Here is a 25,151-nt window from a genome sequence, read left to right as displayed (position 1 = left end):
CATTTAACTGGCTATAGCTTCAGCGCAACGAATTCCATCCAAGGCAGCTGACATGATTCCACCTGCGTAGCCAGCCCCTTCTCCGCAGGGAAACAATCCTTTAATTTGAGGATGCTCTAAGGTTTCAGGATTTCTGGGGATTTTCACGGGGGAAGAAGTTCTACTTTCTAATCCAATTATTTGTCCCACATTACTAGAAAAATGAGGTATCTTTTTTTGAAAATCTTGTAATCCCATTGCTAAGGGTTCAGCTATAAAATCGGGTAAAAAATCTCTCATTTCTCCAGGAATAAGTCCGGGCACATAGGAACTATCATGATATGATTTACTGGTTTTCTTTTGGATAAAATCTTGTGTTAATTGAGAAATGGCTTTTTGAGTTCCTCCAGCTAACTGATGTGCCTTTTGCTCTAAAGATTCTTGTAAATACATGCCAGCTAAAGCTCCTTCTGATTTAAATTTAGCCCAATCGTTATCCAATAAACCTACCACAATACCTGAATTGGCATATTGGGAATCTCTTCTAGAAGGAGACATGCCATTCACGACTACTTGGTTTTGGGAAGTTGCGGATGGAACAATAAATCCACCTGGACACATACAAAATGAAAATACGCCTCTTTGTAGACCCTTGTACCTAGTTTGACTGACTAAACTAAAACTGGCAGGCGGTAAGTATTTAGGCCTTTCTTTCATTTTATATTGGCAGGCATCAATGAGAGATTGTCGATGTTCGATACGTACACCAATAGCAAAACCTTTGGATTCAATCAGAATATTTTTGTGTCTTAATAACTCAAAAATATCTCGGGCAGAATGACCCGTGGCTAACAGGAGTTTATCTGACCTAAATTCTTCATTTTGAGCAGTAATTACCCCTTTAATTTGATGATTCTCTAAAATAAAATCAGTTACCCTCTGATTAAAATGAACCTCCCCTCCTGCTTCTATAATGGCAGTTCGAATGGAGGCAATAATGGCGGGTAATTTATTGGTTCCAATATGGGGATGTGCTTCGAACAAAATATTTTTATCTGCACCATGAGCAACAAATGTTTCTAAAACAGATTTGATATCCCCCCTTTTGGTACTTCTTGTATATAATTTCCCATCCGAATAGGTTCCAGCACCACCTTCACCAAAACAATAATTACTATCTGAATCTACTAAATTAAATCGATTGATAGCGGCTAAGTCTCTTCGTCTATCACGTACATTTTTACCTCGTTCCAGTACAATGGGTTTAATACCTAATTGAATTAATCGTAAGGCAGCGAACAATCCAGCTGGACCGCTTCCAACAATAATTACTGGAGTTGAATTAGTAGGTAATGGCTTTAATTGAGCAAATTGACTTAATGAAAAATCATGATTTTTTTCGTAAAAGCCTATTCTAAGATTTACATTTATCTGTCGGTTTCTGGCATCGATTGACTTTTTCTCAATTCGATATTGATAGCTATTTAATAGATTTGTACCCAGTTCTGATATTAGATATTCATGGAGCAATGCTGGAGAATGAGCAATCTCTGGACTTACTACAAAATCTTTAAGGTCTAACATCTCGATATTTTACACGAATTTACAAAATTTGTCTTTTTAAATGAATAAGCTACAGCATCAAGTTAGTCCCTATTTATTGCAACACCAGCACAATCCTGTCCATTGGCAACCTTGGGGGCCAGAGGCTTTGGAACAAGCTAAAGCGGAGGATAAATTAATTCTGGTCAGTATTGGATATGCCGCATGTCATTGGTGTCATGTCATGGAAAAAGAATGCTTTGAAAGTCAAGAAGTAGCAGATTTAATGAATAAGTATTTTATCAACATTAAGGTGGACCGAGAAGAAAGACCTGATATTGATATGATTTACATGGATGCCATTCAGCAAATGGGTATTTCGGGTGGTTGGCCTTTAAATGTGTTTTTGATGCCATCTCAAAAACCTTTTTATGGAGGTACCTATTTTCCTAAAGCTAAATGGATGAATATATTATCTTCTGTTCAGAATGCGTTTGCCGAGCACCGTCAAGAATTAGAGGCATCTGCTGAAGGATTTGCTAATGCTATTGCTGATTCAGCTTCCATTTTTCAAATGATCGATTTAGATAATCAGCCATCCATGATTCCTAGATGTCTACAAGTGATTACGGGTAATATGGATCCTGTGTTTGGGGGCATGAATAAAGCACCTAAATTTCCATTACCCTCTCTCCTTTTGTTCTTAGAATCTATTCCTAGTCCTTTAGGCCAACAGTCACAAGCATTTCAAGCAAGTGATTTGCAATTATCCAAAATGGCACAAGGGGGAATTTTCGATCAATTGTCTGGTGGATTTTCACGTTATTCGGTTGATTCTGAATGGTTTGCTCCTCATTTTGAAAAAATGTTATATGATAATGGACAACTATTGGAAGTTTATGCTGCTGCTTATCAGCGGTCTAACAATCCTCTGTATAAGGAAGTAATTTATCAAACCATCCATTTTTTAAAGACAGAATTAAGAGCTGAAAATGGGCTCTATTACGCCTCTCTAGACGCAGATAGTGAAGGAATGGAGGGATGGTTTTACACATGGCCATTTGATGAAATAAATGCTCTGATTCCATCTTTGGATAATCCAGATTTTTACCGAAACTACAGCATTGTTCCTAATGGAAATTGGGAAGATGGGCGAAATATTTTGTTTAAAAATAAGCCCATTTTGAATGAGCAATATTCAGAGGAGCTGGATGTATTAAATTTAGTAAGAGCTAAAAGAATTAGACCAGAAACAGATACCAAACAAATATTAGCGTGGAATGCCTATGTGCTTTCGGGATTAATTGCTTGTTCTCATGTACTAAAATCAGTTTCTATTCGTCAAGATGCCGTTGATTTAGCCGAGGCAATGAAAAAACACTTAATTGTTTCTGACTACTATTGCTTACATCAAGCCAGCTTCGCAGGCAGTCCAATTGGTGGTTTTTTGGATGATTATTCTGCGGCTGGCTTAGCTTTTCTTCGTTTGTATTTATTGACTTTTGATAGGGCCTACTTTGATTTGGCAAATCATATCATAGAAAAAGCAACTTATATATTTGAATCTAAGGAAGAGCAATTGGCATTATTCAATTATGCATCCAATGAGAACCAAGAATTAATTGCCGATAAGATAGAATTCACTGATTCTGTTTGTCCATCGTCTAATTCCATGATGTGTGAGGCCTTATTATGGATTGGTTTGATTGATACGAATGTTAATGCTACCCTAAGAGCTAAACAAATGTTAGAAACGGTATTGTCTAAGGCTCAAACAAATCCAGCATATTTTACCAATTGGTTGCGCATTTATTCTCAATGGGTAGAAAATCCTAAGGCTATGCTCAAGTTTAATGTTGAATTATTGGATGATAGTGGCATGATGGATCAATTGAATTCAACATCCTTGACTCTGTTACCAGTAGACAATTTACCAAATAGTAAAAATTATTTATTGTGCATTGGAAATCACTGTTTGGCACCAATTGAAACTTGGGAGGAGTTGAATCAACAAATGAAAGAGATCATTTAATTCTATCAGGATTTTCAGAAACAAAAGCACCCCAGCCCTTTTTGGTACCTTTTACGGAGGATGAAATGTTATTTTCATGAAAATGATGACAAATGGCAATGCCCAAGGCATCGGTAGCATCGAATAATTTAGCATCCAATTTTTGGCCTACGATAATTTCCACCATTTTGGCTACTTGTTCTTTTGAGGCATTTCCATTTCCTGTGACAGATTGTTTTACTTTCTTTGGCTCGTATTCTACGATAGGAATGCCTTTGGAAAAAGCTAAGGACATCACCATCCCTTGAACTCTTCCCAGTTTGAGCATGGATTGTACATTTTTTCCAAAGAATGGAGATTCAATGGCAATTTCATCTGGCATAAATTCTTCTAATATTCCTAAGACCCTTTCGTGTATTTTTAAAAATTTTGCCCCTTGCGTGGTATACTTGGTTAAATTTAATACACCATATTGAAGAATAGTGACTTTACTTTTATCTATTTTCAATAGTCCATAGCCCAAAAAGCGAGTCCCTGGATCTATTCCTAAAATTATTTTTTCTGCATTTGAACTTGTAATTTGCATGGATTTTGATTCGAGATACATGTTCATTCATCGATTACCTTCTGTGGTACCTACTATTTTTCCTAGCTTGATTTGGTCTAGAAAAGTAGATTCCTCTGATAATCAAGTGTTTTTCACTTTCGATGATGGACCATGTCCTGAAATTACCAATTTTGTTTTAGAAGAGTTAGATAAATACCAGGCCAAGGCTACTTTTTTTTCCATTGGGAAAAACTTATTGGCTCATGCCGATTTGGGTCATTTGATTCAATCTTCGGGACACAGTTTGGGTAATCACACCATGAATCATGTGAATGCTTGGCAAGTATCATATCAAGCCTATAAAGAGGATAAAGTAGCCTGTGATGTCGTTTTCGATGAATTGGGAATTTCAAGTGTTGGATTTCGTCCACCCTATGGCCGGGTAAATCGAGAACTTATTCGGGATTTAGCAAGTCAAGAGTCCGTTTTCATGTGGAGCGTATTGACCGGTGATTATCATTCAGGTTTATCCTCTAAATCCATTATTAATCAATGTATTAAGGCTATAAAACCTGGATCAATTATCGTCTTCCATGATAGTCAAAAAGCATTTCCTCATTTGAAAATTGTATTACCAGCACTCTTGTCCTATTGTCATGGACAGGGATTTCAACTTCTACCTTTATGATTGATACGCACGCGCATTTATATGATGAATATTTTACCAATGAATGGAATCAGCATTTAGTAGAAATGCAAACTGCAGGAATAAAAGAGGTTTGGTTGCCCAATTGTGATCAAGAATCTTGGAATGCATTATGGAATTTATATACCCAAAATCCAAGCTTATGTAAACCGATGATTGGTTTACATCCTACCTATGTAAAAGAAGATTTTAACAATCAATTATCTTTTTTAGAACTGGAATTAGCTAGTAAAAAAGTATTAGCCATCGGAGAAATTGGGTTGGATTATTATTGGGATATTACGTATAAAGAGCAGCAAATAAGTGCTTTTATTACTCAATGCCATTGGGCTTTGGAGCACCATATTTGGATTGATGTTCATTGCAGGAAAGCCTATGCTGATTTAATTTCAGTGCTTAAAAGAAAGGAATTTGAAGACTTACATGGGATTATTCATTGCTTTTCAGGTGATGCGCGTGAAGCAAAAACTTTGGTTGATTTAGGATATACCTTAGGAATTGGGGGAGTTTTGACCTATAAGAATGCACAGTTATTTCAGGATATTCAGGATATTCCTTTAAGTCATTTAGTTTTAGAGACGGATTCGCCCTATTTAAGCCCCGTTCCCCATCGAGGTAAACCTAATACTCCTGCCTATTTAGGTATTATTGCTCAAAAATTGGCAGATTATCGTCAAATTTCAAAAGAGGAAGTGATTCGGATTACTACTCAAAATGCCCTGGAAATGAAAAAATTTTCAAGCTTCGAATAAATTATCCACTTTTTGTTTCCAAGCTTGCATAGCATGTTGTAATTGAAGGACAAAGCGATTTTTCGACTTTTTAAATTGCGTCCAATTTCCTTGGAAAATGATTTTACCTTGGTGTAGTATTCCTACCTGTTGGCTTAAACTTAAAATATCCAACAAATCATGACTAATGAGCAAACATGGAATTTTTTCCTCTTCGATAACTTGTTTAAAAATGGATGAAAACTCAAGCTTTTGTTCGGTGTCTAACTGGCTGAATGGTTCATCCAATACTAATATTCCGATTGGTTTACTGATGGCTTCTAATAATGCTAATTTTTGTCTTTCTCCTCCCGACAAATGTTGAATTTTGGTTTTTTTTGCGTTTTTTAGTCGGAATCGCTTCAAATTTTTCTGAATAAATTTCTCTTGTTCCTGTACGCTTCGTTTTTGAACTAACCTTTGAATGTATTCCTCAACGGTATGATGTGGCATTAAATGTAAGTTTTGAGGAACATAACCAACTTCCTTAAATAATTTAATAAGTCGGTCTGATTCGGTATTTAATTCTTTTCCATTGATTTGAATAGAGGCATCCTTTGTAATAGTTTGACCCACAACAATATTAGCGATGGTACTTTTCCCTGACCCACTTTTACCAATGAGAGCAAATATTTCACCCGCTTTTACTTTCATCTGTATATGGTTTAAAGCAAAATGACTTGTAACTTGGTGGTGATTAATTTGAATCTCTAACATTTAAATGATTTTTTATGCTTTTGTGTGGAATTGATGTAGGTACATCATCGATTAAAGTTAGTATTGTTGATGCTGCGAAGCAAACTGTTTTATTTTCCTGCTCCTTCCCAGAAACGGAAAATGAAATTTTTTCTCCAGAGCCAGGTTTTGCAGAACAAGATCCTGCTCATTGGTGGTATTGTACCCAGCAAGCTATATTAAAAGGTAATTCTTCAGGAAAATATAATCCATTGAATGTACATGCCATAGGTATTTCGTATCAAATGCACGGCTTGGTTGTTTTGGATGAACAAATGGAAGTATTAAGACCCTCCATCATTTGGTGTGATTCTAGAGCAGGATATTTGGGGGATAAAGCAGCTCAAGCTTTAGGTGAGGCTTATTGCCAAAATCATTTGTTGAACTCGCCTGGTAATTTTACTGCGGCTAAATTGGCATGGGTAAAAGAAAATCAACCAGAAGTTTTTAATAAGATTAAGCATGTTGTTTTACCTGGAGATTATATAGCAGCCAAATTAACGGGTACCTTGACCTGTACCCCGTCATCTCTTTCGGAGGGAATATTTTGGGATTTCAAGGAGAATAAGATTTCTTCTGAATTATTAGCTCATTTTGGATATTCAACTGATTTATTTCCTACTATACAAGCGGTATTTTCAGAACATGGTCAGATTCTACCTGAGATAGCAGAAAATTTAGGTTTCAATTCCTTTGTGAAAGTGACTTATAAAGCGGGCGATCAACCCAATAATGCCTTGTCCTTAGGAGTATTGGAACCCGGGGAAATTGCCACTACTGCTGGAACTTCTGGGGTTGTATATGGGGTAAGTGATGAACTAAAATTTGATCAGGGGAATCGAGTAAATTCATTTGCTCATGTCAATTATCAGGAAGAGCTTCGTCGTATTGGGGTATTGATGTGCATCAATGGCACAGGTATTATGAATCGTTGGCTGAAGCAGAACTTTTTTGATTCGAGTTCATACCAACAAATGAATGAAATTGCTTCTAAGGCAGCAATTGGCTCTAAAGGTCTTATCGTAATGCCTTTCGGAAATGGTGCGGAAAGAATTTTCCAAAATCGCGTGATAGGTGCAAGCTTCCAACAATTGGATTTGAATCGACACCAACAAGCAGAGATTTGTCGGTCTGTTCAAGAAGGAATTGCTTTCTCTTTAGTTTATGGCATTGAATTATTGGATAGTGTAGGTATCTCACCTCAACGCTTAAAAGCTGGTTTAGCCAATATGTACTTAAGTCCTGTATTTAGTCAAAGTGTGGTGAATGCTGCTCAGATTTCCTTGGATTTGATGGAATCTGATGGAGCAATGGGTGCTGCTTTAGGTGCAGGTATAGGAATTGGTTACTACAATTCTCCTACTGAGGCGGTGAGTCAATTAAAAATCAAAAAAACGATTGAACCTGATTCGAAGCAAATTGATGCTACGACAGAAAGTTATAGTCATTGGAAAACTTTCCTACCCGCATAAAAAAGTAAAAGCCTCCTGAAATTCAGGAGGCTTGTACCCAGAGCCGGAGTCGAACCGGCACGGGCTTGCACCCACGGGTGTTTGAGACCAGCGCGTCTACCAATTCCGCCATCTGGGCAATTCTTAATTGCGACACAAAAGTACTCCAAATCCTTTGATTAATCAAGTACCTCTTTAATATTTTATCGTTTATTCGTAACGTAGGGCTTCAACCGGATCCAATTTAGAAGCTTTGAAAGCAGGATAAATTCCTGAAAATAAGCCAACTAAAATACAAACAATGATACCTGTTATCATCCAGACCCAAGGTATAATAAAACTTGCATTTCCAGAGCTGATTCCTTGTGCAATTAGATTGCCTATAGGAATAGCTAATACGATTCCGCCTAATCCTCCTATGATACAAATGACAATGGCTTCAATGAGGAATTGTTGTAAAATCCTAAATGGAGTAGCCCCTAATGATTTTCTAATACCTATTTCTCTTGTTCTTTCTGTAACGGAAACCATCATGATATTCATCAAGGCAATGGCTGCTCCTAATAAAGTAATAAAACCAATTACAAAGCCACCAATTCGTAATGATGATGTAATATTTTCAAAGCTCTTAGCTATGGAATCTGAGCGGTCAATTGAAAATGAATCTTCTGCACCTATAGGATCCATTCGTACTTTTCTCATCACTCCCCTTGCTTCTTCCATAAAATCATCTAAATTTTTCACCTTGGTAGAGGAAGTGGTTATATCAAAAGTTAAATTTCGTCCCATCGCCATTTTTCTACCCGTTTCCAAAGGAACCATAATAACACGGTCATCCCCCCCTCCCATCATACTCCCTTTTTTGGCAAGGATACCCACTACCTTTAATTTTTGACCACTTACCACGATTTCAGAATTTACCGGGCTTTCTTTTTCATATAATTGATCTACCACATCTACACCAAGTACACATACATTGCTAGCATGCTGATATTCATGAGTTGAAAAATTTCTTCCTGAACTTACTTTATAGCCCTTCAATTCCATGAAATTATCATCAATTCCTATTAAGCGGGTGTTAGGATTTGTTTTTTTTGAGCCATGTTTGGCAATCGCATTGAAATTGACATTGGTTTTCAAAGACACCTTGCCCTTGGAACTGAAGAGTGATTTATACTTGCTAGCTTGTCTGTAATCAATATTTTTAAATCTCTTTTCTTTTTGACCTTCTCTACGGATTTGCATGGCTGGTCTATTTCTTATATCGAAGGAATTAGCACCTAATCCAGAAAATGAATTATCAACAGAACTTTGAATTCCATCAATGGCAGTTAATATACCCACCAATGAGGTAATTCCTAATGAAATGATTAAGGCTGTTAAAATCGTTCTTAGTAAATTTCCCTTGATTGATCTTAATCCTTCAAATACGTTTTCCTTAAGATTCATGTTGCTCTCCTAGCGTTTAAATTTTACCTTGCAATTTATTAGATAAATCATTCCATAGGAAACCAATGAAAGGGCTAATTCTTCCATTAATCATTTTTTATTCGTCGATTAACTTTTTACATGCGAATAAGTTGTTAATTCCCATGGATGAAGGCCAAAGCAATCACTTAAAAGCTTATGGGTTTACATATAAAGTTTTGCAAGGGGAAGATGCGAAAGTTTCCTGGTTATTAAATTATCGAGGTGGATCTTTTATGATGGATTATACTCCTGAATTTTCTAAAGATTTATTAAGTAAAGGAATTACCTATCAAATCATATCTGATCAGGTGGCTAGTCAAATTTTGCAGGAAGTCAATTCTGAGAGTTCCAATATGGAACAAGCACTTCTGCAGAAAGTACCCAAAATAGCGCTATATTCTCCAAAGTCTGCCTCTCCATGGGATGATGCCGTATCTTTAGCTCTTAGTTATGCGGAAATACCCTTTGAAACTATATATGATCAAGAGGTATTAGACGGTAATTTATCCAAATATGATTGGGTGCATTTACATCATGAGGACTTCACTGGCCAAATGGGTAAAATGTTTACTCAGAAAGATCAAGTTTGGTATCAATTACAGTTGCAAGAGGATATGCAAATGGCCAAGAAAAATGGTTTTTCAAAGGTTTCTCAAATGAAAGGAAAAGTGGCTTCCATGATCAAAGAATTTATGTTGGGTGGAGGATACCTCTTTGCTATGTGTACCGCTACGGATACCTTTGATATTGCCTTGGCTACCTTAGGTATGGATGCTGTACCTGCCTTTTATGATGGCGATGCCACTTCTTCTAACATAAGTGCTGATAATTTGAATTTTAAGAATACAGTGGCTTTTAAAGATTTTTCATTAATCCTTAATTATCGTGTTAATGAGTTTTCAACCATCGATTCAGCACCCAATTATACTCAAAGGCCAATAGCCGAGGAGAATGATTTTTTTGAATTGAATGAATTTTCGGCCAAATCAGACATGATACCTTGTATGTTGACACAAAACCACCAACAAGTTATTCATGGTTTTATGGGTCAAACCACTGGATTTGTTAGTTCAATGGTTAAATCTGAAGTAACTATTTTAGCTGAAAATGAAAGCTTAAAGGAAGTGAAATATTTGTACGGTCAAGTGGGAAATGGCTTTTTTGCCTTTTTAGGTGGACATGATCCAGAAGATTATCAACATTTTGTGAATGAGGAACATACCGATTTAAGTTTACATAAAAATTCCCCCGGATATCGATTGATTTTAAACAATGTACTTTTTCCATCTGCAAAAAAGAAAAAGCAAAAAACCTAGTTTAATTTTCGCAAATAATAATCCTCACCCCTAACGATTACACCCTCCACTAAAGTGGTATCTGTTCCTAATCTGATATCACCCATTTGAGGCTTTATGACATTCTTACTGAAGAACAGATACTGTGCCTTCTTTGGAATTTCTTGTAGCCCTTGCTCGAAAGGATTTAGAGGTATCAATTGTCTAGAAAATTTTGGCCCCCAAAGTGGATATTCAAAATCATCATTAATGGTCCCTAAAGCAACTACTGCATTTTGAGGAACTATTTTTTCAAAGTTTTGATAAGCTTTTGTTATGTCTGGTCGATTTATAGTCAATGCTGCCGCTCGATCTAATTTAAAAATTGACTTTTGACCATAGGCATTAAATGGTAAAGCTCTTATGTTTAATCCTAAAGTAAATAGCGCAGATAGGCAGATGATTACGACTATTCCACCTAATAATAATTGAGAAAGAATGTGTTGCCTTTGTTCAAATATGTATTTTGACATATATACCAATACTGGAAACAAATAAATGGCTGAACTAATCATATATCGACCTTTCCAAGGGTCATAAGCCGCTGTAAATGCGAGAGTGATAAAATGAATCGCAAAACATAAAAAGAATAAGCTAGCCATTAGATTCGGCTTTCTAATAAGTAAAAATATACTTGGTAGGATAATGAAAATAAAGATACTACCATAAATTGGACTTCCATTGTAAAATTCAAAACGCTTGTCAAATGTAAATGGAATGATAGTAAACTCTTTTACTTTTTCTAATCCTAATTGTAGTCCTTGGTCTAATGCTCTAAAAGGGGACTTCATGGCATGGTTCATTTTTTCGACCACCATGATATTACGTATACCATCAAAATTGAATAAGTCAAAACCGTATCGAAGAACATTTCTACTTCCTTGAACCAATAAATTACTTAAGTTACCAGCTCTTTCCACAGATTGATGTTGAGTGGCTGTTGGTGGACCAATGGGATGACCATAATTGATATAATTAGCAATATACCCTGTGGCAGAGACATATAAAATCGCCCCTAATATATGTGCTAAAAAAATATGTCTTATAACAAAAGAGGCTCTCCTTTTAATCGCAGGTAAATAGCTATATGCATATAAAATGAGTAGTGGAATAAAAGAAAATGCAAAGGTTATTTTATGGCTTAAGGCTAAACCAAAACTAAGTCCTGCCAAATAGATATAAATGGTTTTTTCTTGTTTTTTGTATGCCATTAAATAATAAACAATTGTACATAGGTAGGCAGCAAGAACAATATCTGTCTCCGTTGTAATTGATTGCATGATTACATTTGGGAGAAATAGAAATATGATACTTAAAAATAATCTTGTTTTGAATTTTACACCTTGGTTCTTTAAGATTCCATATATACCAAAAGAAATTATCCAATAGGCTCCTATGTTTGGAAGCTTAAATAAATACTCATTGTATCCGCTCATTAGAAATGGATAAACTTGTAATGAACAGAAGCTTCTCGGATAAGTGTCTATATTCCAATTGGTTCCAATAAAATGAGACATACTTCCTTTCTTTAAGAAATAGATTATTCTATTTAAATGACCAGTCATGCTGTCCCATTCATTAGGAGGACTATTGAAAATTAAAGTTAATTGAAGCGCACTTAGGGCAAGAAAAGACCAGAATAAACATGCAAAGATAAACCTTTCAATACCTGATAATTTCAAATAAGTTTGATGAGTGGTCTGAATGGCAGAACCAATGACTTTAAATGCAGAAATATGCTCTAATTCGAATGCAAATACGGGCCTTTGAAAAAAATAGTAGCTTAATGAAGTAATAAAAAATGGGATAATAGCCCAAAGCAATCTACTATTCCATAAATCTAATGCAGAAAGTCCATAGCCGGTTAAAATAACGCTACTTGTGTAAATAGTGAAACCTATGAGTAGTATTTCTTCTAAGTTTTTGTTGGATATTTTAGATGCTACCTTGTAGTTCATCAAAATAAATGAAATGAATGCAATCCAATACATGGTTAAATCATTTAAAAGATTGGTTCACTAATTCGGCAATCAAACGGATTTCTTCTTCTTTAATACTTGCACTCAAAGGTAAACACAAAACTCTTTTAGCAATATCTTCAGAAACTGGACAAGTTTGAGGTCCCACAAAACGTAAGGTATTCAAGGAAGGATAAAAGTATCTCCTAGGGTTGATTTGAACAGCTTGAAGTTTTTCTACAGCATTTAATAAATATGATTCATGGGGGAAAAGAACAGGATAGTAGCTATAATTTCGTCTTATTTGGTCATTGAATCTAATGGTCTCTCCTGGTACTTGTAATAGGCTATCGTATAGTTCACAAGCCCATTTACGATATTGTTTGATTTCTTCGAAATGACTCAAATTAACAAGACCCATGGCAGCATGAAATTCAGAATTCTTGCCATTTATTCCTGCAGAGAAATAATCATCATTTTTGTGTCCAAAGCTTCTTAATTCAATAATTTTGGCCGCTAATTGGGCATCTTTTGTAATTACCGCTCCACCTTCCACGGTATGAAATATCTTTGTGGCATGAAAGCTACAAGTACTTAATGTGCCATAATTAAATATGGATTGACCTTTATATTGTACTCCAAAGGCATGAGCACCATCGTATATTAAAGGAATATGATGTTCAGCAGCTAGGGCTTCCTGAGCTTCCAAGTCTCCCGCATTTCCATATACGTGAGTCGTTAAAATGGCCTTAGTATCTGGGGTAATCTTTGATTTAATTTCAGAAGATTCAACGGTTAAACTCCTGGGATTAATATCAGCAAAAATAGGGTTCGAACCCTCCCAAAGGATAGAATTTGAAGTGGCGCAATAAGAAAACGGAGTTGTTATGACATCTCCTTTTATTTGAAGAGCTTTTAAGCTCAATTGTAGAGCAATGGTTCCATTAGTTACGAACACCAAATGCTCTACCTGAAGATATTCTTTTAGTTTATTTTCTAATTCTTTCAATAATGGACCATCATTGGTTAAATGATTATTTTCCCAAATACGCTCCAGGTAACCAACATATTCCTTTAAATCAGGTAAGAATGATTTGGTAACATGTAACATAATTAAATGGAATCAGAAAGTTGACGAATTGGAAAGGTAAAAGAAGGTCTAACATAACCTGGCCATTTACCATACCAGGTAGTATCTTCTCTAAAATCAGCAATTTCAAAGTTAAATACTTCTTCGAAGTTAAATAACACAATGGACTTATCCTTCACAACCATAAAAGAAATAAGGTAACTACCATCATTTAAAAAATGTCCAGGTATTTCTAGACTCGCTTGTATTAGACCTACTCCAAAATTTCCTGTTGGGGTACCCACATTAAAAATACATTCGCCCGTGCTAGCAAATAAATGCAAACTCACGTTTAATTGTTGATTGGGTTCGGTATTCCAAAACTCTAAGTCGATCTTTATATTATTTCGAATATCTAAGTAATTCTGTCCTTCTATTAATTCTGGGATTAAGGAAGCTCTTTTCAAACGTATTTGCTGTGAACCAGGCGCGGAATCAAAGGAGTCATAACTTTGTTCTAGTCGATTCGTTTGTAAAGCCGCCATGTAATTGGTTAACACGTCTCCCGTTTCACCAAATTGATTAACCCTACCCTTCTCTAAATGCAAGGTTTTATTGCATAAGTTTTGAACAGCAGTGAGATTATGACTTACAAAAAGAATCGTTTTATCATTGGAAGCCACTTCTCTCATCTTTCCTAATGATTTCTTTTGGAAATCAGCATCTCCTACGGCTAATACCTCATCTACAATAAGTATTTCTGGATTCAAATGGGCAGAAATAGCAAATCCCAAACGAACATACATTCCTGAGGAATAGCGCTTAACTGGTGTGTCTAAAAATCGAGCAATTTGTTCACCAGCAAAGTCAACAATCTCATCAAATTGCGATTTGATTTCCTGTTTCGACATCCCCAAAATTGCACCATTCAGAAATATATTCTCTCTCCCTGTTAATTCAGGGTGAAATCCAGTACCAACCTCTAGTAGACTGGCTACTTTACCTTTTACATGAATTTGCCCACTCGTTGGTTGGGTAATTTTGCTTAAAATCTTAAGTAAAGTAGATTTACCGGCTCCATTGCTTCCTACAATCCCTAATTTATCTCCTCTGTTGAGAGTAAATGATACATCATTTACCGCCCAAAAGATCTCCTTTTCTTCCTTGGTAAATAGACTTTTTATCCCATTTTTTAAACTAACAGCTCCTTTATTTGCTGATAGCGCATATTTTTTCGAAATGGAATCTACTTCAATGATGTGCATAAAAATTATAAATAATCCACGAAGGAATCCTCTCTTTTATCAAATACAATAATTCCTAGTATAAAAACCAAGATACTAGCAGCAATACTAATCATTATATTTTGACTTGTTAACAAATCATAATTGTCAATCAAACAAGTACGAAACATTTCTACGATTCCTGCTAAAGGATTCAAAACATTATATAAAGTAAACCAGCTTTTTTCAGATAATTGTTTAGTGGTATAAACAATAGGTGTAGCAAAAAATCCATACTGAACAATGAGTGGAACAATTTGCTGAACGTCTCGATACTTTACCGAAAATGATGCAAATATCAGTCCAAATCCTAGGGCGATTAATGTTGTGATTAACAATGCCAAAGGCAATAAAATGATGTATGTGGATAGGCTTTGATGTAAACTTAAAGCAAGAATAATATAGACAATAAATCCAACCAAAAAGTCGACCAAAGAAACAGCAATAGAAGAAAAACAAATAATTAACCTCGGGAAATAGACCTTTGATATTAAATTACTATTCACTAATATAGAATTACTGATGGCTTGCAATGAATTAGCAAAGTAGTTCCAGAAAAGGATTCCTGAAAAAATGACTAGTTGTATGGGATACCCTGAAATATCCTGAACTTTGGCAACTTGTTTGTAGGCAAAAAGAAATACCAACATGGTTGCTACTGGTTTAACTACCGCCCAACTTAAACCAAGTATAGTTTGCTTGTATCGAACGGAAATATCTCTTTTGGCAAGTATTAATAATAATTCCCAATCGCTACCAATTTCCTTAATTTTTCTATGTACAAGATTCATATAAATTAGGCCATTAATTCTTTGTATACACTTCTGATGTAAATCAGCAATGAAGTGATTAACATGCCTATAACCATAGCCACCAAAGTAATTGGGCCCCAAAAATAGACTTCAATTTTAGTGGGTAATTCTGAATCAGAAATAATTGTAAATAAAGGTGATTCCTTGATTAAGGAGAATTTTAGATTGTCAAAATTACGAACAGCTTCAAAATACATACTTTGTAATTGAGAAGTATTCATCTGTAATCTTTCCGCAGTTATCCTTGCTCTTTGAAAAATAATCTGTTGATTCTGATCATTGTAATTAGCCAATTTGCCTTGTGTATAATACAATGCTGAACGTAAGGAATCTACCCTTTTGTCCATGATTACTAACAATTCCTTGGATTTTTTCGTCTTTGTTTGAATGTAAAAATCCGTGACCGTTTTTAGATACAATTTAGACCAAGTATATGATAAGGTATCATTGCGCGTCTCTACGGTCATGGTTAAAAAGGTAGACTTCGGATTCTCGTTGCTGATAACTGTATTTCCCTTTAAATATTCATAAATGGCATTCATGATATTTCTATCTTGCTCATTTGCTTGACTAGGGTCAGTAATTTTAAATCGATAGGTAAAGAAGTCATCTGGCAGATCACTCCATTCATGCGTTCGTAAATCAGCCTTTTGCAAAAAGAAATTGGCAAATAGATCTTCTTTGTTCCCGAATTTTACTCGGGTAAGCATAGCTTTTCTAAATAAAGCCTTGGTCTTTAATAATTCTTTGAAGTTTTCCCCGCTAAACAAGGAATTGTTGGCAGCGAAACTTCCTAATCCGAGACTACTGGCAATATCAGCCAACCCACCACCAGCTGAACCTTCTGAATCCATGACAAAGACAATCTGAGCTTTGTATATTTTGTTTTGACTACGGAAAATTTCTACACTAATTCCTGCAACAAAACCTATCAAGGCTCCAATTAGAAGTTTTTTACGGTGCATTTTAATGAAGGGAATCAATAAAAAGCACTTAAGTAATAAGCGTTTAAAAGAAAATTGATCAGATCTTAACTCTGCCATGTGATTAGTTTGAAGTAGCTTTTATCAAGGTAATAATACCGATTAAACTTGTAAGGGTTCCTGTAAAAATGGAAACAATAGACACAATTTGTTGACCAGTAGCCACTTTAGATTTCTTTGGAACAATAATTTCCGCACCTTGTTCTATTTTAGGGTGGAAACGCATAAATAAAAAGGATTTTGTTCTCTTCACAGATCCATTAGAGTACAAAACATAAGCTCTCTTTCTAGCAGAACTGGAAGTAAATCCTCCTGCTTCTGAAATAAAATCATAGAAAGACTTTCCGTCTATATATTTTACACTGTTGGGGTATAAAACCTCACCAGATACTTTTACAGTTTGTGGTTCTTTAGGGATGTCAATGATATCACCTTCTAGTACATATAGATCATCTTCACCACCTGGGTTGTTTAGCGCTTTCACCAAGTCAATACCTATAGTTTCTTTGGTTTTCGTAACAATTGTTTGGTCTCTTTGAGAAGAAATACCATTGAAGTTATCTTGAATTTCGTTCAGTTGTTCAATCTTTCTATTCTTTTCAAATTCAGTTAATTGAATTTTACGAATAAGTCTAGCACCACGTGGATAGGCCTGCTTGTTTAATCCTCCTGCACGATGGATGACTTCGCTCAAACGCTCATCTTTTTTCTCTAAACCATAAACACCTGGATAAATTACCTGCCCTTTAATAGTGATAAACTGCTGTAATTCATAGTTAGGTGATGAACGAATAAATACTTCGTCATATGGTTCTAATTCGAAAGTTGAGGCAGTTTCATCCAATTGTAATTTTTTACTAATGGAGAATCGAATGATTTCAGCAATTTGGGAATTTATCTGAGTATTATCTGCTAAATTTTTCTTTCTTCTAACAATTTCCACTACACCTGTTGCAGCTGATTCTCTTAACCCACCAGCTTGTAGAATTAAATCCTCTACCGTCATTTTCTCAACAAATGGTAGGGTTAATTTTAATTGTCTGTTAATTAGTTGATTGGATGTTTCATTGGACTTCAAATCTTCTGAAATTTCGCTTTCAATTTGAATATTATCCTCTTCTTGGTTATTTAATATGTTGTTACTGTTGCCGAGATTATTCGGATTATTGTTGTTGCCCAGATTATTACTAGCATTTAAAGTATTTAAATCTTGAGCATTGTTTAGTCTAGATGAACCCACTTCTAATTTACCAGTAGTAGAACCTACACCCGCTTCTAAATCTTTATCCTTCTTAGAGTCCTTTTTTAGATTAATTTCACCATGGATGGTGACGGTATAACCCTCTCGTAAATCTAATATGGAAAAAATATTAACAGCATCCTCTCTCCTCAAAGATATATCTGCTGATTTGTGATTTAAAATGTCTTTTAAATTAACAGATAAATTAGTTTGGGATAAATCTGGATTTATTCGTTGAATTAAAACACGATCTAAAAATGCATTTTCCTTTAAACCACCAGCACGGTCTATTAATTTCAATAAGGTTGGACTACTTTCAAGTGCAAATTGCCCCGGTCTAAATACCTCTCCTAAAATCGAAATCTTATTTTCAAAACGCTCTTGATTAACAGATTCGACCTGAATAACATCACCCATTTGTGGAGTAAATGAATCGAACAAGGCTGTATTTAAATCAATTAACTTACGCTCTCTGTTGGTATAGCGAGTGATTTTAACCAACTCTTTGAAGGCATCTTCAGTAAATCCTCCAGCAAAATCATGAATGACTTTGGTTAAATTTTCATGGCCTAATACCTCAAATAAAGCAGGTCTTTTCACTTTACCCTTTACCTCTATTCTATTCTTGTAAACCCCTACTTTGATGATATCTTGATCATGAATGTTGACATCATTCTTCTGTATTCCAGCGGTTAAAAAATCATATAAGTCTATGGTTGCAATAACCTTTTTATTACGTATTAATTGAATTTCACGGAAAGTACCATTTTCATTTGGTCCGCCTGCCAAATACAAAACGTTCATTACTCTTGCTAAAGATGGTACTGAATAAGTTCCTGGGAATATCACCTCTCCCTGAACAGTCACATTTACCGTACGAATGTTTCCGAGAGAAATAGAAGCATATAAATTTGTGCTGCTTGGCCCACTACCCTCTTTTTTCAAACCCACAAATATTTGTGACAATCTTGAAATAATACGAGCTCTGGCTTCCTCTATTGTTAATCCAGCTACATATACATTTCCTACACGATTTATTTTTACGTAACCATCTGGACTTACTGTCAAATTGTAATGATCTTCAGAATAACCATTAATATCTACAATTAATTCATCATCTGGCCCTAAAACATATGATTTAGGCGTAGCTATTTTTAAGTTTGGTTCAAAAGTTCCTGTTTTATTGTTGAAAATAGTATAGCCGAAAATACGTTTCCTTAAATTAAGTATAGCAGTATCCACTTCAGCAATATCACCCAAACCTTTTTTGCGTAAATCGATTAGACTATCGTAATTTTGCTTTTGTTTTGGCGTAGAAGTGATTGTTCTACGACCCACATTAATTTGATTTTGAGGCTGATTTCTATTTAGACTATTAGATTGATTAGTATTATTCATTCTGTCCAAAAGTTGGCCCTGTACTCCGAGTGGGATTGTCTGGCCCAAAATTTTTGTACTTAACAACAATACAGTCATTAAGACAAAAGAAAACTTTTTGTTCATAAAGTCTTTTATTTCTAATTTGACTGCAAATTAAAGAAAAAACATGATTTAATGCTAACTTTAAAGCTAATAGCAAGCTTAGCTTATTTTCGATTTAATAAATATTACTACAATTGCCCGTGGAAGAAATTAACAATAATGCTCCGATTTATAACGATGACAGTATTAGATCCTTAGATTGGAAAGAACACATACGCTTAAGACCTGGAATGTATATTGGGAAATTAGGTGACGGTTCTTCTGTTGATGACGGAATTTATGTGCTTGTAAAGGAAATCATGGATAACTCCATTGATGAGCATATGATGGGAAATGGTAAGGTGATTGAGGTAAAGATTTCGGATCATAAAGTTGAAGTGAGGGACTTTGGCCGAGGTATCCCATTAGGAAAAGTCATCGATTGCGTTTCTAAAATTAATACGGGTGGTAAATATGATTCTGGCGCATTTCAGAAGTCGGTAGGATTAAATGGTGTAGGTACCAAAGCTACCAACGCCCTTTCGCAGTATTTTAAGGTACAATCGTATCGTGATGGACAAACCAAATGGGCTGAGTTTTGCAAAGGTGAATTGATAGCCGAATCGAATGGATTTGAAACCTCTAATGCCAAAAGTGGTACACATGTATGGTTTGAACCCGATAATACTATATTTAAAAATTACCATTTCATTCCTCAGTACTTAGATTCTTTGTTTTGGAATTACGCCTATTTAAATGCGGGTTTAACCATAAACTTTAATGGAGAAAAGTATTTTTCGCAAAATGGCTTATTGGATTTATTATCTAAGAAGACCAATTCAGAAGAAAATAGGTACCCTATTATCCATTTAAAAGGGAATGATATAGAGATAGCCTTAACACACAATAATCAATATGGCGAGGAATATTATTCATTTGTGAATGGTCAAAATACGACCCAAGGAGGAACTCACTTAGCTGCATTTAGGGAAGCAATTGTTCGAACTGTTCGTGAGTTTTATAAGAAGGATTTTGATCCTTCTGATGTTCGTGCAAGTATCGTTGGCGCCATTGCTATTCGTGTTCAAGAACCAGTTTTCGAATCACAAACCAAAACCAAATTAGGTTCCACTACCATTTCACCAGATTCTAATTCCACCTCCATTAGGTCATTTATTGGAGATTTTGTTAAGACCGAACTGGATAATTTTTTACATAAAAATCCTGCTACAGCGGATGCTCTCTTAAAGAGGATTTTGCAGTCTGAAAGAGAAAGAAAGGATATTGCTGGAATTAAAAAATTAGCGAATGAACGTGCTAAGAAAGCCAATTTACACAATAAAAAACTGAGGGATTGCCGGATCCATTTATCCGATGAAAAATCAGATGCCAAACATGATACCATTTTATTTATTACTGAGGGAGATTCTGCCAGTGGCTCCATCACGAAATCTAGGGACGTTCAAACTCAGGCAGTTTTCAGTTTACGTGGTAAGCCTTTGAATTGCTTTGGCTTAACTAAGAAAATTGTATATGAAAATGAAGAATTCAATCTGCTTCAACATGCCCTTGATATTGAAGATAGTTTAGATAATTTGAGATACAATAAGATTGTGATAGCTACCGATGCCGACGTGGATGGGATGCATATACGTTTATTGATATTGACATTTTTCCTTCAATTTTTCCCTGATTTAGTTAGAAATGGACATTTGTATATCTTAGAAACTCCCCTATTCCGTGTTAGAAATAAAAAAGAAACGATTTATTGCTATTCGGATGAAGAAAGAAGAAATGCGATTGAAAAATTAGGACCTAAACCAGAAATTACTCGCTTCAAAGGTTTAGGAGAAATTTCTCCCGAAGAGTTTGGTAATTTTATTGGAGAGAACATCAAGTTGGAACCAGTCATTTTAGAAAAGGAATTTACGATTCCTCAACTACTAACTTATTATATGGGTAAAAATACTCCAGAAAGGCAAAAATTTATTATTGAAAACTTAATACTTGAGAAAGATCTAGAGGAGGTATTACTTAATTAGAAATTTAATGCCAATAACTGCTTTAACTCTTTTAAAGCTTTAGTATTTCCCGCTAATTCACTCATCTCAATACCTTTAAGAAGGACAATTTCAGCTTTATCGTCTAATTCATTTTCTATGAGGTAGTCGGCAAAGCTGTAATATGTCGGAATATAGTTTGGAAATTCGACTATTAATTTTTCAAACAGCTGAATGGCATCCACCATGATCCCCTCCTTTTTATATTCTAGCGCCAACAAATAATGATTGAAAGGATTCTGTGGGTCCTGTTCGATCTCTTTTTTTATAAATTCTTTACGTTCCATTTTTGTAATCTTAAAAAAAATTAGTATGCTTGCATAACATTTTTTTAATCGCCTATGAAAATATTAGTTTGTGTATCCATTGTGCCAGATACCACCTCCAAAATTACATTAGATTCATCGAATACTCGCATCAATTCTGAAGGTTTAACCTTCATTGCAGGTCCATACGATGATTATGCTTTATCTAGAGCTATTGAAATTAAAGATCAAACCCAAGCTGAATTGGTCGTTTTACATGTAGGATTGGCAGATTCAGAAGCTATTATCAGAAAATGTTTGGCCTTGGGTGCAGATAGTGCTGTTCGGATTGATACTGCTGCTGTAGACTCGTACCAAGTAGCTCAGGAAATAATTCAATTTGCCAAAAGTCAGTCATTTGATTTAATCATGATGGGTAAAGAGGCCATCGATTACAATGCAGGCATCGTTCATGCATTGGTAGCTCATGGTTTAGGATTCAATCATTTCTCCCCCGTCATGCATCTCGATGTAGATAATGATAAACTGACATTGGAAATTGAAACTGATTCCGGTAAATCTAAAATATCATCCACTTTACCTGCTGTTTTAGGATGTCAAGAACCTATTGCAGAATGGAAAATTCCTTCTATGCGTGGGATTATGACGGCAAGAACTAAAGAAATTCAAGTCATTGCTCCTTCTTTCAGTCCGAAAGAAAATCCAGTGAAAGCCAATGTGGTTGAAACGGAACGTTTACAAAAAATGATACCAGTGGAAGAAGCTGAGTCCTTAATTGACATGTTGAAAAGTGAAAATTTAATTTAAGATGAAAAATATAGCAGTATTTATAGATATTAAGAACGGACAAATAGCTGAAAGTTCACTTAGAGCCTTAGAATTTGCAAGTGCATGGTCAAATCAACAAGGGTTTGATGGTGTAATAGTTTATGGTTTTGAAAAAACTCAATTAGAGGCCTTAAATGCACTTAATTCTATTAAAGAATATGTTCAGATTGAAGTACCAGGTTTAGTTCAAAATAGTCAAGTATTGGCTGTACTTTTATCTCATATTCAGGAAAAAGGTATATCTCAAATATTATATGTGAAATCCTTATTGATGGATTCCGTTGCAGCTTATTTATCTGGCGCATTAGCATTTCCTTTAATTTCAAATGTAAAAGAATTAGAAAAGGTAAGTAATGGAAATCGTTTTACGAAATCGATATTTTCGGGTAAAGCTAATTTGGTTACAGAAGTAGCTGGAGATAATTTTATTGCTGCATTTAGTAAATCATTTTCCTCTAATCTAGCTCTACCAAGTGGTAATTCATCGCCAAGTCTATCATCTATTAGTTTACCCCTGAATTCCCAAAGCACCATAGTTGAGAATTATCCTTTAACAGGATCTATTCCATTGCCTGATGCGGCTGTAGTGGTAGGTGGAGGCCGTGGACTAAAGGATCCGTCAAATTGGGTAATGGTAGAAGATTTGGCCAAAGAATTAGGGGCAGCTACGGCTTGTTCTAAACCTGTATCTGATTTAAATTGGAGACCTCATCATGAACATGTTGGTCAAACTGGAGTAAAAATTGCCCCAAAATTATATATCGCTTGTGGAATTTCTGGTGCGATTCAACATTTAGCAGGAGTCAATGGCTCCAGGAAAATAGTTGTCATAAATAATGATCCAGAAGCACCCTTTTTTAAACATGCCGATTATGGAATAGTTGGAGATGTTTTTGATGTGCTTCCAAGATTGTTAAATAAGCTTAAAAGCCATTAATTTTAGGTCATTTTTTGATACATTTGTTTTTTAAAATGTAGCCTTGAACGATTTTTTAAAATTAAGTATAGTTTCCGTTTCTCCTAGTTCAGTGGGAGCCAGTTCGTTTATACTTCTATTACAATCTGAAGATTTTCCGAGTTTGCGATTTCCCATTGTAATTGGAAATCAGGAAGCTCAGGCTATTTCAGTCTATCTAGAACAAATTCAAACAAGCCGGCCCCTGACACATGATTTATTTATTCAGGTTATTGACAAATCAAATTTGAAGATAGAAAAGGTGCTAATTACTGATTTTAAAGAAGGTATTTTTTATGCCAAAATTATTTTGATTCAAGAAGATAAATGGGTTGAATTAGATGCAAGACCTAGCGATTCCATTGCTTTAGCACTAAGGGCTCAAAAAAATATCTATATCAAGGAGGCCCTGCTGAAATCAATTTGTATTCCAGAAGATGAGGAAGAGTTGGAAGATGAAGATCTATCTTCTCTTGAAACAACAGCCTACCAGTCAGTTTCACTTAGTTTAGCAGAACTAGAGGAATTGCTACAAAAAGCTCTTTTGGAAGAAAATTATGAGGAAGCAGCTAGATTAAGAGATCAAATTGAAATATTAAATAATCAAAAATGAAATATTCAAAAGCGAAGCCTAGTTCCACCAATATGTTGCTGATTTTTTCTATTTCAAGCTTAGCGTTTATCATTTGTGTGTTTTTTCAAGTCTTTGTAGGGATTAAGTCATGGGGAGATGATATAAAGTCACAAATGAAAATGTACGTTTATATGGAGGATTCTCTATCAAGTCAACAGCTTATAGATTCTTATAAGTTATTGTCCAAAAAGAATTATGTACTGTCAGCAGGAAATAAGAAACAAATTACATATGTTTCAAAAGAAAAAATTGCTACTGATTTTTTAAAATCGAGTCATGAGAACTATCAAGATTTACTAGGTGAAGAGAATCCTTTTAAAAATCTTTTCATTTTGAGCATCAGTGATGAATATAAATCTGTAAATTCTTTCAAAAAAATAGCTGCAGAGTTAAAGGCATTCCCAGGAGTATATGAAATCACTTACCCTAATGCCTTTTTGGATTCTTTTCTTTCCAAAATCAAACATGTCGGTTGGATAATAATGGTTTTCATTATTTTATTAAGTGCTTTAGTCTATCTTCAATTATCTAATTACATTCGATTAAATATACACAGTAACCGTGTATTGATTAAGACCATGCAATTATTAGGTTCTACCAATGCATTTATTAGAAAACCATATTTATTAAATGCACTTCTCATAGGATTATTAGGTGGTGGCTTAGGATATTTAATTTCCAATGGAGTTTTTTATTATTTCATTCAGAGTTTACCTGAAACCAGCTTTTTATTTTTCGACTTGAATAATCAATTCCAGTTGTTTTTATTGGCTGTTTTAAGTTCCTGCTTATTTAGTGTTATTTCAACATATTTTTCATTGAATCGCTATTTAAAGATTCAGCATACTAACTTATTTTAAAATGGCCAGTTCATCTAATTCTAATTTCCCTTTAGACAAAAAGGATATAACTATTTTGATTGTAGGAATTTGCCTTATGATCATTGGTTTTTTTGTAATGACTTTGGATAAAGAGCCTTTTGGCTTTGGATTCATTGGGATCACTTTAGGGCCTATTTTGGTTTTAATAGGTGTAATTTTACCCATCTTTTCCCTGT

The 25,151-nt window shown here is 34.9% G+C and carries 22 protein-coding genes and 1 tRNA gene; 10 read left to right on the top strand and 13 right to left on the bottom strand.

Annotated features, from left to right (window positions below; genetic code table 11):
• Positions 1–3: 3 nt before the first annotated feature.
• A complete protein-coding gene (locus ESB04_RS01070) occupies positions 4–1,563 on the bottom strand; it encodes an NAD(P)/FAD-dependent oxidoreductase (protein ID WP_129025364.1) in 1,560 nt (519 codons plus the stop codon).
• A 40-nt stretch (positions 1,564–1,603) separates the two neighbouring features.
• Here ESB04_RS01070 and ESB04_RS01065 point away from each other — a divergent pair, with 40 nt between their 5' ends.
• Positions 1,604–3,553 carry a thioredoxin domain-containing protein gene (locus ESB04_RS01065; RefSeq protein WP_129025362.1) on the top strand — a complete coding sequence of 650 codons (1,950 nt, stop codon included), beginning with the start codon at positions 1,604–1,606 and terminating at the stop codon, positions 3,551–3,553.
• Here the strand turns inward: ESB04_RS01065 and ruvC are convergent.
• Complete coding sequence (gene ruvC, locus ESB04_RS01060; RefSeq protein ID WP_129025360.1) at positions 3,546–4,118, bottom strand: crossover junction endodeoxyribonuclease RuvC; 573 nt, start codon at positions 4,116–4,118, stop codon at positions 3,546–3,548. The two genes, ESB04_RS01065 and ruvC, sit on opposite strands and share 8 nt — an antisense overlap.
• Positions 4,119–4,137: 19 nt before the next feature.
• Here ruvC and ESB04_RS01055 point away from each other — a divergent pair, with 19 nt between their 5' ends.
• Positions 4,138–4,767, top strand: a complete 630-nt coding sequence (locus ESB04_RS01055) for a polysaccharide deacetylase family protein (RefSeq protein ID WP_164969563.1) — start codon at positions 4,138–4,140, stop codon at positions 4,765–4,767.
• Positions 4,764–5,537 (top strand): TatD family hydrolase, encoded by a 774-nt coding sequence (locus tag ESB04_RS01050; protein ID WP_129025356.1) that lies wholly within the window; start codon positions 4,764–4,766, stop codon positions 5,535–5,537. Before ESB04_RS01055 ends, ESB04_RS01050 begins: the two co-directional genes overlap by 4 nt.
• On the opposite strand, the gene ESB04_RS01045 is transcribed toward ESB04_RS01050, so the two are convergent.
• Positions 5,523–6,272: an ATP-binding cassette domain-containing protein gene (locus ESB04_RS01045; RefSeq protein ID WP_129025354.1), complete on the bottom strand. Its 750-nt coding sequence runs from the start codon at positions 6,270–6,272 to the stop codon at positions 5,523–5,525. The two genes, ESB04_RS01050 and ESB04_RS01045, sit on opposite strands and share 15 nt — an antisense overlap.
• A gap of 14 nt (positions 6,273–6,286) precedes the next feature.
• Between ESB04_RS01045 and ESB04_RS01040 the strand changes: the two genes are divergently transcribed.
• On the top strand, positions 6,287–7,762 hold the full coding sequence (locus ESB04_RS01040; RefSeq protein ID WP_129025352.1) for a xylulokinase: 1,476 nt from the start codon (positions 6,287–6,289) through the stop codon (positions 7,760–7,762).
• A gap of 34 nt (positions 7,763–7,796) precedes the next feature.
• On the opposite strand, the gene ESB04_RS01035 is transcribed toward ESB04_RS01040, so the two are convergent.
• Together ESB04_RS01035 and ESB04_RS01030 are read right to left on the bottom strand one after the other, a co-directional pair.
• A tRNA-Leu gene (locus ESB04_RS01035) sits at positions 7,797–7,880 on the bottom strand.
• Between the two features lie 71 nt (positions 7,881–7,951).
• Positions 7,952–9,190 (bottom strand): ABC transporter permease, encoded by a 1,239-nt coding sequence (locus ESB04_RS01030; RefSeq protein WP_129025350.1) that lies wholly within the window; start codon positions 9,188–9,190, stop codon positions 7,952–7,954.
• 65 nt (positions 9,191–9,255) lie between these two features.
• Here ESB04_RS01030 and ESB04_RS01025 point away from each other — a divergent pair, with 65 nt between their 5' ends.
• Positions 9,256–10,527 (top strand): asparagine synthetase B, encoded by a 1,272-nt coding sequence (locus ESB04_RS01025; RefSeq protein WP_129025347.1) that lies wholly within the window; start codon positions 9,256–9,258, stop codon positions 10,525–10,527.
• Here the strand turns inward: ESB04_RS01025 and ESB04_RS01020 are convergent.
• Genes ESB04_RS01020 through ESB04_RS00995 form a run of 6 tightly spaced genes read right to left on the bottom strand, consistent with a single transcriptional unit; the run spans position 10,524 to position 19,288 of the window.
• Positions 10,524–12,536 (bottom strand): glycosyltransferase family 39 protein, encoded by a 2,013-nt coding sequence (locus ESB04_RS01020; protein ID WP_129025345.1) that lies wholly within the window; start codon positions 12,534–12,536, stop codon positions 10,524–10,526. The genes ESB04_RS01025 and ESB04_RS01020 overlap by 4 nt on opposite strands.
• Before the next feature lie 7 nt (positions 12,537–12,543).
• Entirely contained in the window at positions 12,544–13,614 is a 1,071-nt protein-coding gene (locus ESB04_RS01015) for a DegT/DnrJ/EryC1/StrS family aminotransferase (protein WP_129025343.1), read from the bottom strand.
• A 2-nt stretch (positions 13,615–13,616) separates the two neighbouring features.
• The gene (locus ESB04_RS01010) at positions 13,617–14,837 is read right to left on the bottom strand and encodes an ABC transporter ATP-binding protein (protein ID WP_129025341.1); all 1,221 of its coding nucleotides are present in this window, start codon (positions 14,835–14,837) and stop codon (positions 13,617–13,619) included.
• A gap of 5 nt (positions 14,838–14,842) precedes the next feature.
• Complete coding sequence (locus ESB04_RS01005) at positions 14,843–15,646, bottom strand: ABC transporter permease (protein WP_129025339.1); 804 nt, start codon at positions 15,644–15,646, stop codon at positions 14,843–14,845.
• Between the two features lie 5 nt (positions 15,647–15,651).
• Positions 15,652–16,710 (bottom strand): hypothetical protein, encoded by a 1,059-nt coding sequence (locus ESB04_RS01000; protein WP_129025337.1) that lies wholly within the window; start codon positions 16,708–16,710, stop codon positions 15,652–15,654.
• A gap of 4 nt (positions 16,711–16,714) precedes the next feature.
• Positions 16,715–19,288, bottom strand: coding sequence for an SLBB domain-containing protein (locus ESB04_RS00995; RefSeq protein WP_164969561.1), 2,574 nt, complete (start codon positions 19,286–19,288; stop codon positions 16,715–16,717).
• Positions 19,289–19,512: 224 nt separating this feature from the next.
• Between ESB04_RS00995 and ESB04_RS00990 the strand changes: the two genes are divergently transcribed.
• Complete coding sequence (locus ESB04_RS00990) at positions 19,513–21,393, top strand: DNA topoisomerase IV subunit B (protein WP_235832154.1); 1,881 nt, start codon at positions 19,513–19,515, stop codon at positions 21,391–21,393.
• Here ESB04_RS00990 and ESB04_RS00985 read toward each other — a convergent pair.
• On the bottom strand, positions 21,390–21,698 hold the full coding sequence (locus ESB04_RS00985) for a tetratricopeptide repeat protein (RefSeq protein WP_129025333.1): 309 nt from the start codon (positions 21,696–21,698) through the stop codon (positions 21,390–21,392). The genes ESB04_RS00990 and ESB04_RS00985 overlap by 4 nt on opposite strands.
• Positions 21,699–21,752: 54 nt before the next feature.
• Between ESB04_RS00985 and ESB04_RS00980 the strand changes: the two genes are divergently transcribed.
• The 4 genes from ESB04_RS00980 to ESB04_RS00965 are packed head-to-tail and all read left to right on the top strand — an operon-like array spanning position 21,753 to position 24,954.
• Positions 21,753–22,484 (top strand): electron transfer flavoprotein subunit beta/FixA family protein, encoded by a 732-nt coding sequence (locus tag ESB04_RS00980; protein WP_129025331.1) that lies wholly within the window; start codon positions 21,753–21,755, stop codon positions 22,482–22,484.
• A gap of 1 nt (position 22,485) precedes the next feature.
• The gene (locus tag ESB04_RS00975) at positions 22,486–23,442 is read left to right on the top strand and encodes an electron transfer flavoprotein subunit alpha/FixB family protein (RefSeq protein WP_129025329.1); all 957 of its coding nucleotides are present in this window, start codon (positions 22,486–22,488) and stop codon (positions 23,440–23,442) included.
• A 43-nt stretch (positions 23,443–23,485) separates the two neighbouring features.
• Positions 23,486–24,073 carry a bifunctional nuclease family protein gene (locus ESB04_RS00970; protein WP_129026124.1) on the top strand — a complete coding sequence of 196 codons (588 nt, stop codon included), beginning with the start codon at positions 23,486–23,488 and terminating at the stop codon, positions 24,071–24,073.
• Positions 24,070–24,954: a cell division protein FtsX gene (locus tag ESB04_RS00965; RefSeq protein WP_129025327.1), complete on the top strand. Its 885-nt coding sequence runs from the start codon at positions 24,070–24,072 to the stop codon at positions 24,952–24,954. The genes ESB04_RS00970 and ESB04_RS00965 overlap by 4 nt, the downstream gene beginning before the upstream one ends.
• On the opposite strand, the gene ESB04_RS12390 is transcribed toward ESB04_RS00965, so the two are convergent.
• Positions 24,946–25,140 carry a hypothetical protein gene (locus ESB04_RS12390; protein ID WP_164969560.1) on the bottom strand — a complete coding sequence of 65 codons (195 nt, stop codon included), beginning with the start codon at positions 25,138–25,140 and terminating at the stop codon, positions 24,946–24,948. The two genes, ESB04_RS00965 and ESB04_RS12390, sit on opposite strands and share 9 nt — an antisense overlap.
• Positions 25,141–25,151 lie beyond the last annotated feature (11 nt).

Origin of the sequence: Aquirufa rosea, from assembly GCF_004118285.1 — a bacterium.
GTDB classification, from domain to species: domain Bacteria; phylum Bacteroidota; class Bacteroidia; order Cytophagales; family Spirosomataceae; genus Aquirufa; species Aquirufa rosea.
Note: the sequence above shows the minus strand (reverse complement) of the source record. Positions and strands in the feature narration are given on the sequence as shown.